The organism is Uniformispora flossi, assembly GCF_049534875.1.
Classification (GTDB): domain Bacteria; phylum Actinomycetota; class Actinomycetes; order Streptomycetales; family Streptomycetaceae; genus Yinghuangia; species Yinghuangia aomiensis.
In genome coordinates, this window is sequence record NZ_JBMULZ010000015.1 from 217,107 (window position 1) to 231,893 (window position 14,787).

11 protein-coding genes and 1 pseudogene are annotated in these 14,787 nt (G+C 73.0%); 5 read left to right on the plus strand and 7 right to left on the minus strand.

From position 1 onward, the window contains the following. Window positions 1-18: 18 nt before the first annotated feature. Window positions 19-339: a type II toxin-antitoxin system PemK/MazF family toxin gene (locus ACPA54_RS28515; protein WP_423534240.1), complete on the plus strand. Its 321-nt coding sequence runs from the start codon at window positions 19-21 to the stop codon at window positions 337-339. A 67-nt stretch (window positions 340-406) separates the two neighbouring features. On the opposite strand, the gene hemW is transcribed toward ACPA54_RS28515, so the two are convergent. The 3 genes from hemW to lepA form a co-directional block, all read right to left on the minus strand. Beyond that, window positions 407-1,627 (minus strand): radical SAM family heme chaperone HemW, encoded by a 1,221-nt coding sequence (hemW, locus tag ACPA54_RS28520; protein WP_423534241.1) that lies wholly within the window; start codon window positions 1,625-1,627, stop codon window positions 407-409. A 157-nt stretch (window positions 1,628-1,784) separates the two neighbouring features. Further along, window positions 1,785-3,680 (minus strand): AMP-dependent synthetase/ligase, encoded by a 1,896-nt coding sequence (locus tag ACPA54_RS28525; RefSeq protein ID WP_423534242.1) that lies wholly within the window; start codon window positions 3,678-3,680, stop codon window positions 1,785-1,787. Window positions 3,681-4,117: 437 nt separating this feature from the next. Further along, on the minus strand, window positions 4,118-5,974 hold the full coding sequence (gene lepA / locus ACPA54_RS28530; protein ID WP_423534243.1) for a translation elongation factor 4: 1,857 nt from the start codon (window positions 5,972-5,974) through the stop codon (window positions 4,118-4,120). Between the two features lie 86 nt (window positions 5,975-6,060). On the opposite strand from lepA, the gene ACPA54_RS28535 reads away from it, so the two are divergent. From ACPA54_RS28535 to rpsT, 3 genes are all read left to right on the plus strand, one after another. Beyond that, window positions 6,061-6,987 carry a phosphotransferase family protein gene (locus ACPA54_RS28535; RefSeq protein WP_423534244.1) on the plus strand — a complete coding sequence of 309 codons (927 nt, stop codon included), beginning with the start codon at window positions 6,061-6,063 and terminating at the stop codon, window positions 6,985-6,987. Then, on the plus strand, window positions 6,984-7,274 hold the full coding sequence (locus tag ACPA54_RS28540) for an antibiotic biosynthesis monooxygenase family protein (protein ID WP_423534245.1): 291 nt from the start codon (window positions 6,984-6,986) through the stop codon (window positions 7,272-7,274). Before ACPA54_RS28535 ends, ACPA54_RS28540 begins: the two co-directional genes overlap by 4 nt. A 155-nt stretch (window positions 7,275-7,429) precedes the next feature. Continuing rightward, window positions 7,430-7,696: a 30S ribosomal protein S20 gene (gene rpsT, locus ACPA54_RS28545; protein WP_345678404.1), complete on the plus strand. Its 267-nt coding sequence runs from the start codon at window positions 7,430-7,432 to the stop codon at window positions 7,694-7,696. A gap of 499 nt (window positions 7,697-8,195) precedes the next feature. Here rpsT and holA read toward each other — a convergent pair whose 3' ends face one another. The 4 genes and pseudogenes from holA to ACPA54_RS28565 all read right to left on the minus strand — a co-directional run bounded on the left by holA (window position 8,196) and on the right by ACPA54_RS28565 (window position 14,039). Further along, window positions 8,196-9,173 carry a DNA polymerase III subunit delta gene (gene holA / locus ACPA54_RS28550; RefSeq protein ID WP_423534246.1) on the minus strand — a complete coding sequence of 326 codons (978 nt, stop codon included), beginning with the start codon at window positions 9,171-9,173 and terminating at the stop codon, window positions 8,196-8,198. Window positions 9,174-9,474: 301 nt separating this feature from the next. Continuing rightward, a pseudogene (locus ACPA54_RS28555) lies at window positions 9,475-11,631 on the minus strand (ComEC/Rec2 family competence protein); the annotation flags it as partial. Beyond that, complete coding sequence (locus tag ACPA54_RS28560; RefSeq protein WP_423534247.1) at window positions 11,628-12,911, minus strand: helix-hairpin-helix domain-containing protein; 1,284 nt, start codon at window positions 12,909-12,911, stop codon at window positions 11,628-11,630. The gene ACPA54_RS28560 and the pseudogene ACPA54_RS28555, both read right to left, overlap by 4 nt. A 138-nt stretch (window positions 12,912-13,049) precedes the next feature. Then, window positions 13,050-14,039 carry a sigma-70 family RNA polymerase sigma factor gene (locus ACPA54_RS28565; RefSeq protein ID WP_423534248.1) on the minus strand — a complete coding sequence of 330 codons (990 nt, stop codon included), beginning with the start codon at window positions 14,037-14,039 and terminating at the stop codon, window positions 13,050-13,052. Between the two features lie 167 nt (window positions 14,040-14,206). On the opposite strand from ACPA54_RS28565, the gene ACPA54_RS28570 reads away from it, so the two are divergent. Next, window positions 14,207-14,653, plus strand: coding sequence for an SgcJ/EcaC family oxidoreductase (locus ACPA54_RS28570; RefSeq protein WP_423534249.1), 447 nt, complete (start codon window positions 14,207-14,209; stop codon window positions 14,651-14,653). Window positions 14,654-14,787 lie beyond the last annotated feature (134 nt).

The window sequence follows — 14,787 nt, forward strand, 5'->3', positions numbered from 1 at the left end:
CGGTCGAAGCCCTGGCAGGTGTGGATGGCCGACCTGTCACCGGTCGTCGGCTCGGAGCAAGCAGGCCGCCGACCGGTGGTCGTCGTGTCTTCGCCGCTGTTCGTCGAATTCCCGACCGAGATGGCGATCGTCGTGCCGCTGACGACCCGGAGTCGCGGGTTGCCGCATCATGTCGCCGTGGCCCCCGAGGGGTCCGGGCTGCAGCGGCCGAGTTGGGCGCGGACGGACGATATCCGGACGATCTCGGAACAGCGGCTCATCGGCCGGCCGCTGGGCAAGGTCTCCAACAAGGAAGCCGAGGATATTCGTGTCTACCTGCGGCTGATGATCGACATCTGACCACTGAGCCGAGAAGACACCGGTGGCCATCATGCGAACGATGCTCGCGTGGCCGTCGGCTCGTGTGTCAGTCCACCAGGTCGCGGACCACCGCGTCGGCCAGGAGGCGGCCCTTCAGGGTCAGCACGGCGTGCCGGTCCGCGAAGCGGTCCTCGTCCAACAGGCCTTCTTTCACCGCGCGTTCGGCCGCCGCCATGCCCTCGGGCTTGAGCAGGGACAGCGGGGCGCCGTCCTTGAGGCGGAGTTCGAGGAGGATGCGTTCGATGCGGCGGTCCTCGTCGGTGAGGATCTCGCGGCCGTGTGCCGGGGAGTGGCCCGCGGTGACGCGTTCGGTGTAGGCCTTGGGGTGTTTGACGTTCCACCAGCGGACGCCGCCGATGTGGCTGTGCGCGCCGGGGCCCGCGCCCCACCAGTCGGCGCCGGTCCAGTACAGCTCGTTGTGGCGGCAGCGGGCGGCGCCGTTGGCGGCCCAGTTGCTGACCTCGTACCAGCCGAGGCCGCCCGCGGTGAGGAGTTCCTCGGCGATGAGGTAGCGGTCGGCGAGGGCGTCGTCGTCGGGGGGCGGGAGTTCGCCGCGCTTGATGCGGCTCGCGATGCGGGTGCCGTCCTCGATGATCAGCGCGTACGCGGATACGTGGTCGGGTCCGGTGGCGAGGGCCGCTTCGAGGGACGCCCGCCAGTCGTCGTCGGTCTCCCCGGGGGTGCCGTAGATCAGGTCGAGGTTGACGTGGTCGAAGCCGGCCGCGCGGGCCTCGGCGACGCACTCCTGAGCACGGCCGGGCGTGTGGTGCCGGTCGAGCACGTGGAGGACATGGGTGCGGGCGCTCTGCATGCCGAAGGACAGGCGCGTGAAGCCCGCCTCGCGCAGCGTCTCCAGATAGGCGGGGGTGACCGACTCGGGGTTCGCTTCGGTGGTGATCTCCGCGTCCGCGGCGAGGCCGAATTCGTCGCGGATCGCGGCGAGGATCCGGCCGAGTTCGGCGGCGGGCAGCAGGGTGGGGGTGCCGCCGCCGAAGAAGACCGTTTCGACGGGCCGGTCGGCGTCGCCGAGGATGCCGCGGGCGAGGCGGACCTCCGCGATCGCGTCGTCGGCGTACCCGGCCTGGGAGGCGCCGCCGCCCAGCTCGGCGGCGGTGTACGTGTTGAAGTCGCAGTAGCCGCACCGTGACGCGCAGTAGGGCACGTGCACGTAGAACCCGAACGGCCGGGGCTCGTCGCCGGTCGTGGCGGACGCGGGCAGCGAGCCGTCGAGGGGCGCGGGCAGGCCGTCGGGAAGTGCGGAAGGCATCGGCCCAGTGTCCCCCACGGCGGGTCCCGGCCCAAAACCCGGCCCAAAACCCGGTCCGAAACGCGGTCCGGTGCGTGGCGCTCCGCGGACTCCGCCGGTGTGGCCGGCGGGGCCCGCGGGGCGGGAGGTGCGTCGGTTGCGGCGCTGTTCGGGCCGGTCAGGTCTCGACGAGGGTGCCCTTGTACATCGCGTCGAGGAGGGCCGCGTACTCGCGTTCCACGACCACGCGCTTGACTTTGAGGGACGGGGTCAGCTCGCCGTGTTCGACGCTGAGGTCACGCGGGAGGATCGCGTACTTCTTGATCGTCTGCCAGCGCTGGAGTCCGGCGTTGAGGTCGGCCACGTAGCCGTCGAGCAGCGCCCGGACCTTGGGGTGCGCGACGAGGTCGGCGTACTCGAGCCCGGCGAGGCCGGAGGTGTCCGCCCAGCCGCGGATCGCGTCGGCGTCGAGGGTGATCAGGGCGGAGCAGAAGTTGCGGTTGTTGCCGTGCACGATGACGTTGCTCACGTACGGGCACATGCCTTTGAAGCGGCCCTCGACGTCGGACGGGGCGACGTACTTGCCACCGGACGTCTTGATGAGGTCCTTCTTGCGGTCGGTGATGCGCAGCGAGCCGTGCGCGTCCAGTTCGCCGATGTCGCCGGTGTGCAGCCACCCGTCGTCGTCGAGGACCTCGGCGGTGGCGTCCGGGTTGTTGTGGTAGCCGGCCATGACCGCCGGGCCGCGGACCAGGACTTCGCCGTCGTCGGCGATGCGGATCTCGGTGCCGGGGAGGGGGCGGCCGACGGTGCCGAGGCGGTTGTCGCCGTAGCGGTTGACGCTGTTGCCGGCGGTGGCTTCGGTGAGGCCGTAGCCCTGGAAGACGGGGACGCCGATCGCTTCGAAGAACTCCGCGACGTCGTCGGACAGCGCGGCGCTGCCGGAGATGCAGCCTTTCATGCGGCCGCCGAACAGCTCGCGCAGCTTGGCGAAGACCAGCTTGTCGGCGAGCTTGTACTGGAGGCCGAGCAGCAGGCCGGGGCTGTGCCCGGCGGCCCGGGCCCGGACGTGCCGGCGGCCGACGCCGACCGCCCACGTGAAGATGGCGTATTTGGCGCCGCCTTCGGCTTTCACGCGGGTGACGACGGTGTTGTAGACCTTCTCGAACACGCGCGGCGCGGCGGCCATGAAGGTGGGGCGGACGATCGGCAGGTTCTCCACGATCTTGGGGATGCGCCCGTCGACGGCGGTGGGGAAGCCGATGCGCAGCTGGCCGGAGATCATGACCTTGCCGTAGCAGTGCGACAGCGGCAACCACAGGTACTGCAGGTCGTTGCCGTCGCTGAAGGCCATGGTGGCCTGGGCGGCGGCCTGGTAGGACCAGCTGTCGTGCAGGATGCGGACGCCCTTGGGGCGGCCGGTGGTGCCGGACGTGTAGATGATCGTGGCGAGTTGGTCGCGTTCGATGCCGGCGATGCGGCGTTCGACGATGTCGGGTTCCTTGCCGAGGAGCGCGGTTCCGGCGGCTTCGAGGTCGGCGAGGGTGACGACCCACTCGTCGTCGCCTTCGGTGTCCTCGGGGGCCTCGGTACCCCCGGGGGCCGCGCGGCTGCCTTCCGGGTCGATGACGACGACCTTGCGGACCGCGCCGAGACGTTCGCGTTCGGCGCGGAGCTTGGCGACCTGGGCGGCGTCCTCGGCGACCACGACGGTGCTGCCGGAGTCGTCGAGGATGAACGCGGCCTCGTCGGCGTTGGTCGACGGGTACACGGTGGTCGTGGCCGCGCCGGCGCACACGATGCCGAGGTCGACGAGGATCCAGTCGATCCGGGTCTGGCACATGATCGCGACCCGGTCGGTCGGTGCCACACCGAGGGCGACCAGCCCCGCGGCGATCGCGTCGACGCGCTCCGCGGTCTGCGCCCAGGTGAGCGACGCCCATTCCTCGCCGCCGTCCGGCAGCGGGCGCGGGAACAGGTAGGCCACCGCGTCGGGTGTGTCCCGGACCCGGGCGACGAAGTCCACGGCGATGGACGGCGGGCGGTTCTCGATCGCGTCAAGGGTTTCGCTCACGGCGGCCTCCGAGACCCTGGGGTGTGGGGTCACGCCGCCGAGCGGGTTCACGGCGGCGCGGTGTGGTGGAGCGGTGTGGTGGAGCGGTGGCTGTGCCCTGCGTCACGCTTATTGATGATCGGTCAACATAGTCCGGCGGGCCCTTACGCGGTAGTAGCGGAGGCCGCGGACCCCGGTGCCATCGCCATTCCAAGGGCGCCCGATAAACGAACGGCGGGTGTGAGTCGGACTTGTCGGGTTAATCATCCTCGCGCTGGAAAACCGGGGCCTTCCCTCCTCGCAGGCCCAAGGCCGATGAACGGCAGCCTGCTTCGCCCCGGGCAAACGGACACCGCCCGCCGACCGGATACCGGTCGGCGGGCGGACTCCTGTGCGGCGCGGGCGTCGTGCGGACGACGCGGCCGACGCGGCCGACGCGGCCGGGCTTGCGTGCGGGCTTACTTCTCCTTCTTGGGCCCGTCCGAGTCGGTCGACAGCGCGGCGATGAAGGCCTCCTGCGGCACCTCGACGCGGCCGACCATCTTCATGCGCTTCTTGCCTTCCTTCTGCTTCTCCAGCAGCTTGCGCTTGCGGGAGATGTCGCCGCCGTAGCACTTGGCGAGGACGTCCTTGCGGATCGCGCGGATGTTCTCGCGGGCGATGACGCGCGCGCCGATGGCCGCCTGGATCGGCACCTCGAACTGCTGGCGCGGGATCAGCTCGCGCAGCTTCTTCGTCATCTCGACGCCGTAGTTGTAGGCCTTGTCCTTGTGGACGATCGCGCTGAACGCGTCCACGGCTTCGCCCTGCAGCAGGATGTCGACCTTGACGAGGTCGGCCATCTGCTCGCCGGTGGGCTCGTAGTCCAGCGACGCGTAGCCGCGCGTCTTGGACTTCAGCTGGTCGAAGAAGTCGAAGACGATCTCCGCGAGCGGGAGCGTGTACCGCAGTTCGACGCGGTCCTCGGACAGGTAGTCCATGCCGAGCAGGCTGCCGCGGCGGGACTGGCACAGCTCCATGATCGCGCCGACGTACTCGCTCGGCGCCAGGACGGTGGACCGCACGACGGGCTCGTGCACCTCGGAGATCTTGCCGCCGGGGAACTCGCTCGGGTTGGTCACCGTGTGCTCGGTGCCGTCCTCCATCACCACGCGGTAGACCACGCTCGGCGCGGTGGAGATCAGGTCGAGGCCGAACTCGCGTTCCAGGCGCTCGCGGATGATCTCCAGGTGGAGCAGGCCGAGGAAGCCGCAGCGGAAGCCGAAGCCGAGGGCCGCGGACGTCTCCGGCTCGTACACCAGTGCCGCGTCGTTGAGTTGCAGCTTGTCGAGCGCGTCGCGCAGCTCCGGGTAGTCCGATCCGTCGAGCGGATACAGGCCGGAGAACACCATCGGGCGCGGGTCCTTGTAGCCGCCGAGCGCTTCGGTGGCGCCCTTGTGCAGGCTGGTGATGGTGTCACCGACGCGGGACTGCCGGACGTCCTTCACGCCGGTGATGATGTAGCCGACCTCGCCGACGCCGAGCCCGTCCGCGGGCTTGGGCTCCGGCGAGATGACGCCGATCTCCAGCAGTTCGTGGGTCGCGCCCGTCGACATCATCTGGATGCGCTCGCGCTTGTTGAGCTGGCCGTCGACGACACGGACGTAGGTGACGACGCCGCGGTACGAGTCGTACACCGAGTCGAAGATCATCGCGCGGGCGGGCGCGTTCGCGACGCCGACCGGCGCGGGGACCAGGCGCACGGCCTCGTTGAGGAGTTCGGCGACGCCCTCGCCGGTCTTGCCGGACACGCGCAGCACGTCGCTCGGCTCGCAGCCGATGATGTGCGCGAGTTCCTCGGCGTACTTCTCCGGCTGCGCGGCGGGCAGGTCGATCTTGTTGAGCACCGGGATGATCTGGAGGTCGTTCTCCAGCGCCAGGTACAGGTTGGCGAGGGTCTGCGCCTCGATGCCCTGCGCGGCGTCGACGAGGAGGATCGCGCCTTCGCACGCGGCGAGGGAGCGCGACACCTCGTAGGTGAAGTCGACGTGGCCGGGGGTGTCGATCATGTTGAGGACGTAGGTGCGCCCGTCCTCGGCGGTCCACGGGAGCCGCACGGCCTGCGACTTGATGGTGATGCCGCGCTCGCGCTCGATGTCCATCCGGTCGAGGTACTGCGCCCGCATCTGCCGTGCGTCGACCACGCCGGTGATCTGCAGCATCCGGTCGGCGAGTGTCGACTTGCCGTGGTCGATGTGGGCGATGATGCAGAAGTTGCGGATCAGCGCCGGGTCGGTACGGCTGGGCTCCGGCACGTTCACGGGGGTCGCGGGCACGCAGGCTTCCAGGTTCTCGATCGTTGACGTGGGGACTGCTGTCGCACGCGGGCAAGCGCGCGGGGCATGTAGACCATCATCGTCCCATGCGTGTCGAGTACTGGTCGCTTCCACCCGAGGTCCGTGCCGCGGCGGCATCCCGGTCGGGCGCGGCCGCGGTGTCCGCGGAGGACCGCGCGGGCGGGTTCAGCGGCGGCGTCGCAGCCCGGTTGGCGCTCCCGGACGGGCGCCGCGTCTTCCTCAAGGGCTGCCCGGAGGACCACCCGATCGCCGCCCAGTACGACGTGGAGGCGTGGTTCGGCGCGCGCATGCCGGACACGTTCCCCGCACCGCGGCTGCTGGCGTCGTTCGACGCCGCCGGGTGGTTCGTGCTGCTCTTCGAGGACGTGTTCGCCGATCTCCCCGGCGGCGAGGCCGACCTGACCGACCCGGCCGACCTGGCGGCCTGCCGGAACCTGCTCACCCGGCTCGCCTCCGCGGAGTATCCGGCGGCGTGGTCGGCCCGGATCCCGCCGGTCGGGGTGGCGCTCGGGCACCTGGCGTCGGGATGGGCGCGGGTCGCGGCCGAGCCGCCGCCGGGGCTCGACCCGTGGGCGGCGGGGCGGCTCGGGGAGCTGCGGGCGATGGAGCGGCATTGGGCTTCCGCAGCGGAGGGTGAAGGGCCGCTGCACACGGATCTGCATCCCGGGAACGTCCTCGTGCGCGGCCGCGCGTCGCGGGAGGCGGTCGCGGTCGACTGGACACGGCCGGCGCGCGGCGCTGCGTGGGTCGACGCACTGTTGTTCTGCCTGCGCGATCCGGGGGTGACCGCGCTGCCGGAGTGGCTCCTGTCCGACTACGACGTCCCGCACGAGGCACTGTGCGGGCTGCTTTCCGGGGCGGCGGGGCACTGGACGGACGCGGCCCGGTCGGCGGCGCCGCCGTATGCGCCCGGACTGCGCGCCTACGAGGCCGCGCGGGCGGCAAAAGCGCTGGTGTGGCTGCGGCGGGCCCGGGAAGATGACGGGTCATGATCCTCGAACACGCGCTGCTCGACGTCCTCCCCGGCCGCGAGGACGAGTACCTCGCCGCGTTCGCCGAGGCCCGCCCGCTCATCGAGGGTCAGGAGGGCTTCGTGGACCTGCGGCTCGAGCGGTGCGTCGAGCACCCGTCGCGGTTCCTGCTGCTGGTGCGGTGGGAGCGGCTGGAGGACCACACCCAGGGATTCCGCGGCTCCGCCGAGTACGGGCGCTGGCGCGAGCTGCTGCACCATTTCTACGATCCGTTCCCCGAGGTCACGCACTTCACGGCGGCGGGTTGAGCCCGGGGTTCGATTTGGGTGGCCTGATCGGCCCCTGGTAGCCTGTCCCACTGCGTGTGCCACTGTCTCAGCCGCGCAACCAGTCGTCAGTTCACCGAGGGCCCTCTACCCCGACGTGGACAACTCACGTCCGACAAGACGAGGCTCTTTCTACCGTGGCTAACATCAAGTCCCAGATCAAGCGGATCAAGACGAACGAGAAGGACCGCCAGCGCAACAAGGCGGTCAAGTCGGCGCTCAAGACCGCCGTGCGCAAGGCCCGCGAGGCCGTGGAGGCCGGCGACGTCGAGAAGGCGACCGTGCTCGCCCGCGAGGCCAACGCGAAGCTCGACAAGGCCGTGAGCAAGGGCGTCATCCACAAGAACCAGGCCGCGAACAAGAAGTCCGCGCTGGCCAAGAAGGTCTCCTCCCTCCAGGCCTGACCTTCCCGGCCGGTCCGCCGGTCTCTGTGGCACCCGGGAACGCCGCTCCCCCGAAGCAATTCGGGCGGGGGCGGCGTTCTTGGCGTTCGGGGCCGACGAGGGAGATGCGGCCGCGTCGGTGCGGGGCGGGACGCGGGGCCGGCAGCGCGCCGGGTCTGGCCGGGGACATGACCGCGCGGGCCGGGACGGGTCGGCCGGGAGCGGGCACGACGGACGGCCCCGGTCCGGCGGGGACGCGGGCCAGGCCGGGACGTAACTGCGCAGGCCGGGCTGGGGCAGGCGGTGGTGGGCGCGCCGGGCGATCCGGGCCGGTCGGGACGCCCAACCGGCCGACCGGAGCGCGACGACCGCCGAGCCGCGGACGGGTGCGGGCAACGACCAGGACCCGGCGTGGCGGGATGGGCAAGGCGGTGCTGAAGTCGACCGGCCAGGCCGGAAGCGCGTCTCGTTCCGACGGCTCACCCCGTACGGGGAGCCGAGCCGTGTGCTGCCCCGCCGGTCAGGTGTTGCGGGTCATGGCCACGGTCACGACGGCCTTCTCCAGGGCGTAGGCCGGGTCGGTGCCGCCGCCCTTGACGGCGGCGTCGGCGGCGGCGACGGCGCGGAGGGCGCGGGCGATGCCGTCGGGGGACCAGCCGCGGAGCTGTTGGCGGACGCGGTCGATCTTCCACGGGGGCATGCCGAGGTCGCGGGCCAGGTCGGCCGGGCGGGCACCGCGGGGGGCACCGCCGAGCCGGGCGATGTTGCGGACGCCTTGGGCGAGCGCGCTGGTCACCAGGACCGGGGCCACCCCGACGGACAGCGCCCAGCGGAGTTGCTCCAGGGCCTCCGCGGTACGCCCTTCCACGGCCTTGTCGGCGACGTCGAAGCTGGACGCCTCCGCACGGCCGGTGTAGTAGCGGGCCACCGTCTCCTCGTCGACGACGCCCTCGGTGTCGGCGGCGAGTTGGCTGCACGCGGCGGCGAGTTCGCGCAGGTCGTTGCCGACCGCCTCGACCAGCGCCCGGGCCGCGTCCTCGGTGACCGAACGGCCCGCGGTGCGGAACTCGGTCTTCACCAGCGCCAGTCGGTCGCCGGCCTTGGTGACCTTCGCGCACGCGACCTCGCGGGCGCCCGCCTTGCGCGCCGCATCCAGCAGCCCCTTGCCCTTCGGCCCGCCGAGGTGGGTGAGGACGAGCACGACTTCCTCGGCGGGCGCGGCCAGATAGCCCTTGAGGTCGTTGACCACGTCCGTGCCGAGGTCCTGCGCGGCACGCACCACGATCACCTTGCGTTCGCCGAACAGTGACGGGCTGGCGAGTTCGGCGAGCATGCCGGGCTGGAGCGCCCCGGGGGCGAGGTCGCGGATGTCGGCGTCCGGGTCCTCCGCGCGCACGGCACGGGTGACCACGGCCACCGCCCGGTCGACGAGGAGTTCCTCCGGGCCGACCACGAGGGTCACCGGGGCGAGCGGGTCGTCTGCAGATTTCCTGGCCATCCCGGACAGCATCGCACGCCGCCGCGACAACCCGGTCCCGGCCGCGGGCGACCACCCGCAGCGCCGCGGGCGGCCCGCTCACCGCGACGCTCCCGTCCCGGTCGGTGCGCGGCACCACGGCCCCGGCCGCGGCCAGCAGCGCGGTGGTGGCGGGTGCCGGGTGTCCGTACGGGTTCCCGCGTCCCGCCGACACCAGCGCAATGCGCGGACGCAGACCGAGGACCAGGGCCGGGTCCTGGTGTGCCGACCCGTGGTGCGGCACCTTGAGGACGTCGATGCGCAGGCCGGCGGTCTCGGTACGCAGCAGGTGCTGGGCGTCCGGTTCGACGTCGCCGGTGAGCAGCACCCGCACGCCGGACACCTCGGCGAGCACCACCAGGCTCGCGTTGTTCGGCACCGATCCGGACAGCCGGCGCACCCCGGCCGGGTCGTGCGGGGCGAGGACGCGGAGCCGGACCCGGTCGCCGAAGACGCGTTCCTCGCCGTACTCGGCGGCCAGCAGCGGGACACCCTCGGCCGTCGTCCAGCGGCGCACGCGGGCGGCCTCGCCCGCCGGTTCGGCCACCGGCGTGGCCGCCACCGCACCGACCGCGCGGTGCCGCAGCACACCGGGCAGGCCCTCGACGTGATCGGCGTGGTAGTGGCTGAGGATCGCCAACGGGATCCCGCGGACGCCGAGTTCGCCCAAGCAGCGGTCGACCGGCCGCGGATCCGGACCGGCGTCCACCACCACCGCGGTCCGCGGACCCGCGTTCAGGACGAGCGCGTCGCCTTGGCCGACGTCGCACATCGCCAGATGCCAGCCGGGCGGCGGCCAACCGGTCAACGGCCTGACCACGGCCGCGGGCCGGAGCAGCATCACCACGAGGAGGCCCGCCATCCCGACGAGTGCCAGGGGCCGCCGCGCCATCACCCGCACCAGGGGGACCAGCGCGAACGTCGCCACCGCGAGGGCGATGCCGCCGCCGAGACCGCCCGGCCAGCCGACCGTCGCGCCGGGCACGCCCGCCCCGGTGCGCGCCACCGCGGCAATCCACGCGACAGGCCACGCCGCCACGTGCGCGAGCAGGGCGGCTGCGCTCGGCCACACCGGTGCCACGAGCAGCACCAGGAACCCGAGGACGGTCGCCGGGACGACCGCGAACTCGGCCAGCAGATTGCACGGCACGGCGACCAGGCTGACCCGGTCGGTGAACGTCACCACGACCGGCCCGCACACCGCCTGCGCGGCACACGGCACCGCGACGGCCGCCGCCACCTTGACCGGCCAGCCGCGCCGCGCCAACGCCCGCGTCCAGTGGGGCGCGAGGAGCAGCAGCGCACCCGTGGCGAGCACCGACAGCACAAAGCCGAAGCTCCGCGCGAGTCCGGGATCGACGAGCAGCAGGACGAGCGCCGCCCCGGCGAGTGCCGAAGGGCCGTGCCTGCGCCGCCCGGTGAACAGCGCCGCCAAGGTGACCAGTCCCATGACCGCGGCGCGCAGCACGCTGGGATCGGGACGGGCGAGCACGACGAAGGCGAGCACCGCCCCGGCGCCGAGCAGCGGGAGAGCGCGGCCGCGGACACCGGCGTAGCGGAAAGCGAGCAGTGCGGCGCCGAGCAGGATCGTGATGTTCGTGCCGGAGACGGCGGTGAGGTGGGTGAGTTCGGTGGCTTTGAAGTCGTCGAGGAGGTCGGACGGGATCGCCCGGGTGTCCCCGACCACCAGGCCGGGGAGCAGTCCGCGGGCGGTCGGCGAGAGCCCGGCGCACGCGGCGCGGAGGCGTTCGCGCAGGTGACCGGCCCAGCGCTGGTGGGCGGCGGGGTCGGCGAGGATCCGCGGCTCGGCGGCGCGGACGAGCAGGAGCGCGGCGTCGGGGCCGCCGTCGCGGGCGGGCACCAGCCGCCCGGCGACTTCGGCCCGGGTGGTGGGCAGGAGGCGGGACCAGGCGGGAGAGGCCGGGGCGAGGATGGTGAGGGGCGTGCGGGTATGTGTGCTGCCCGCCGAGGCGGCCCCCACCGTGACGTCGTCGGCGCGGGCCCGCACCCGCACGGATCCCCCGCCCCGCGCGTCGCCCCGGACTTTCGGGGCGACGGCCGCCGGGTCGTCGGTCACCGTGAACCGGATCGTGGCGGTACGGCCCTCCGCGGCCAACCCGGGCACCGGGCCGGCACGTTCGCCGGACGTGAGCAGAGCGGCGGAACCCCCGCCCGCTGCCAGGCAGACCAGCACCACGGCCGCTGTGGCCCGCACCGGTCCGCACCCGCGTCGGGCGAGCACCGCGGCGCCGAGCAGGCATGCCCCGACAACGAGCCGGACGGTTCGGGCCGGCACGTCGACGGCGACCCATGCGGCTGCCCAGGCGGCGAACGCACCTGGCACCAGCCGTAAATCGAGGACGTTTTCGGCTTTCTCCTTTTCCTTCCCAGGTCCCGAGGAGGCACGGAAAGGGGGCGTGCCGCTCCCACGGACGTTCATACCCGCACCTTCGAACGGATTTCCTCCAGGCGGCGGGCCCCGATGCCGCGGATTTCCCGGAGTTGGTCGACCGACGTGAAACGTCCGTGTTCGCGGCGCCAGTCGAGAATGTGGGCGGCCATGACGGGGCCGATCCCGGGCAGGGCGTCGAGTTGTTCGGCGGTCGCGGTGTTGAGGTCGACCACGCCGCCGGCCGCCGCTTTGCCGCCACCCGCGCCCGCGGCAGCCGGTCCCGGCACCGCCGCAGGCACCGGCGGCGGTGCCGTGGCCCCGGGCACGCCCACCGGGATCTGTTCGCCGTCGACCAGCACGCGCGCGAGGTTGAGGACGGACAGGTCGGTCCCCGGCAGCACCCCGCCGGCCGCCTTGAGCGCGTCGTCCACCCGGGAACCGGCGGGCAGGGCGAGGACACCGGGCTGCGCGACCTTGCCCACGACGTGCACCGAGACGGTCGGCGGAGCCGTAGGCACGGCGCTCGCTTCGACACCGGGCACCATGACGGCCGCGGGCGAGCCGGGCCCCGGTGCCACGCGGGCCCGTTCCGCACCCGGGCCGGACGTCGCCCGGGTGGAGCCCCCGACCACCGGCGGCACCGCAACCGCCTGCGGACGGGCCCGCCACCACCCGGCCCCGGCCAGCACGACCGCCAGCAGCGCCAGCACCGCCACGGCGGCGACCGCCCGCCGGTCCATGCCGACCCGCAACGCTTTGAGGTGCGGCGGAATCCGGTCGGCGACGGCGTCGGCGACCCGACCGCGGAGCGGGACTGCGGGCAGCCGGGCGGTGTCCTGCCCGCCGGTGACCACAGTGGCCGCGCCGACCGAGGTGTCAGAGGCGTCACAGGTGTCAGAGGCGTCAGAGGCGTCCTGATCGGACAGCCGGGCGAACAACCGCTCCCACCCGTCGCCTTCCTCGGCCGCACCGGGGTCGGTGCGGCCGGGTGCGGGCGGCACGGGGTCGGGTCGGACGGGCACGGGCGCAACGGGTGCGGGGAGGACGGAGTCGGGCAGTACGGAGCCGGGTCGGGCAGGCACAGGCCGGTGCGTCTCCGCACGGTTCACGCCGGACCCGCCCGACAACGGCGGCGGCGTCCCCGCGTGGTCCCCCGCGAGCAGCCGACGACCCGGTGGAGCGTCATCCGGCGGCCGGTCCGGCGGCGCCCCCGCCCGCGCCTCCCGCCGCACCTCGCGCCGCGCGGCATCGTCGGCGAACAGGCCGTCCAACCGCGACAGCACACGCGTGTTCGCAGCGGCACCGGAGAACTTCGTGGATTTCGTCATGCCCCGACGTTAGGTCGAGGCACCCCGGCGAATTCCCCTTTCCCAGCCCGAAATCCCGAATCTGTGGATAACCCCGCCCCCGAATTCACCCTGTGGACAACACATTTGCGCAATCGCCCATCAGGCATGAGGCGTCTGTCAGACGTGAGCCGGCAGGTCGAACAACGCGAGCACCTCCGGGTCCTGGAACACCGTGTTCCTGACGATCCGCCCCTCGGCCACGTCGAACACCTGGAGGGTGTGCAGCCGGTACACCGCACCGTCGCCGGGCCCGGTCCGCACATACGCCGCCATCGCCGGGCTCCCGTTGGCCGCCGTCGGCACGACGCGCCAGTCGGTCCCGTTGGCGCCGTACACCCACCCCATGAACGCCGCGTACCGGTCCCGTCCGACGAACCACGTGCTGACCGGCGGCATCTCCAGGATCGCGTCGTGCGCGAGCAGCGCCGTGAGCGCCTCGATGTCCGCCTTCTCGAACGCCGCCGCGTAGCGGTCGACCACGGCGCGGTCGACGGCGGCCTCCGCGACCTCGTGCTCGGCGGGGCCGGCCGTGGACAGCCGGGCCCGGGCCCGTTGGAGGGCGCTGTTGACCGCGGCCGGGGTGGTCTCCAGCAGGGCGGCGGTCTCGGCGGCCGACCATTCGAGGACGTCCCGCAGGATCAGCACCGCGCGCTGCCGGGCGGGCAGGTACTGCACCGCGGCGACCCACGCGAGGCGCAGCGTCCCGCGGGACGCCACGACCTGGCCGGGGTCGGCGAGCCACGCGTCCGGGATCGGCTGGAGCCACGGGACCTCGGGCGCGTAGTTCAGCGGGGTCAGCGGGTCCTCGTCGGGGGCGCCGAGGCCACTGGGCAGGGGGCGGCGCTTGCGGGTGTCCAGCGCGGTGAGGCACACGTTCGTGGCAATCCGGTACAGCCACGTGCGCATGCCCGCCCGGGTCGCGTCGTAGCGGTCGTACGCGCGCCAGGCACGCAGCAGGGTGTCCTGGACGAGGTCTTCCGCGTCGTGCACCGAGCCGAGCATCCGGTAGCAGTAGGCCAGCAGTTCCCGGCGGTACGGGTCGGTGCGGCGGGCGAACTCGGCGGCGGGATCCGGGACGCCGGTGGGGTCGCTGCTGATGGTGGCCATGCCTGCCTCTCTCGGTGCGGTGACGGAGTGCGTCGACGCCTGAATGTGTATGTACCGGCGGCCGGCCCGGAAGTCATCGGTGAATCGCGGCGAAAGCACCGATGAATTCCGCGGACCCCGCCGGTAGGTACAGGCGCACCATCCGGAATCGAGCCGAGGAGCCCGCCATGACCGCCACGCAGACCGCCCAGACCACCGAGGCCGCCGCGACCGCGACCGCCCAGGCGACCCCCGAGCAGCAGGTCCGCGGCGTCATCGACACCGTCTACGCCGCCTGGGCCGCCAACGACGCCGACGCGTTCGTCACCGTCTACACCCCCGACGCCACCGCCACCCTGCCCGGCTCGTTCCGCAACGGCCGCGAGCAGATCCGGGCCGCGATGGCCGCCGGGTTCGCCGGCCCGCTGAAGGGGTCGACCGTCCGCGACGAGATCGGCGGCGTGCGGTTCCTCGGCGGGCGCGGCGACGCGGCCGTCGTCGTCGGCCGCAGCTGTGTCGTGTTCGCGGGCGAGACCGATGTCCCCGACGACCGCTGGGTGCTCGTGACCTGGGCGCTGGAGCGCGCGGACGACGGCACCTGGCTCGTCGCGGCGTACCACAACTGCGCCGCCTGACCATCCCGCGGCGCCCGACCATGCCGCGGGGGCGGGGCGCCCCCGGGGGCCGCGCCCCCCGGCGCCCGGGCGCCCCCCACGCGCGGGCGGCCCCCCCCCCCCCCCCCACCCCCCCCCCGGGGGGGGCCGCAGTG

Bases quoted from the DNA above. Each gene is read 5' to 3' on its own strand.
- ACPA54_RS28540 (WP_423534245.1), top strand. From the start codon at position 6,984: ATGATCCTCGAACACGCGCTGCTCGACGTCCTCCCCGGCCGCGAGGAC.
- holA (WP_423534246.1), bottom strand. From the start codon at position 9,173: ATGGCCAGGAAATCTGCAGACGACCCGCTCGCCCCGGTGACCCTCGTG.
- ACPA54_RS28560 (WP_423534247.1), bottom strand. From the start codon at position 12,911: ATGACGAAATCCACGAAGTTCTCCGGTGCCGCTGCGAACACGCGTGTG.
- hemW (WP_423534241.1), bottom strand. From the start codon at position 1,627: ATGCCTTCCGCACTTCCCGACGGCCTGCCCGCGCCCCTCGACGGCTCG.
- ACPA54_RS28535 (WP_423534244.1), top strand. From the start codon at position 6,061: ATGCGTGTCGAGTACTGGTCGCTTCCACCCGAGGTCCGTGCCGCGGCG.
- ACPA54_RS28565 (WP_423534248.1), bottom strand. From the start codon at position 14,039: ATGGCCACCATCAGCAGCGACCCCACCGGCGTCCCGGATCCCGCCGCC.
- ACPA54_RS28570 (WP_423534249.1), top strand. From the start codon at position 14,207: ATGACCGCCACGCAGACCGCCCAGACCACCGAGGCCGCCGCGACCGCG.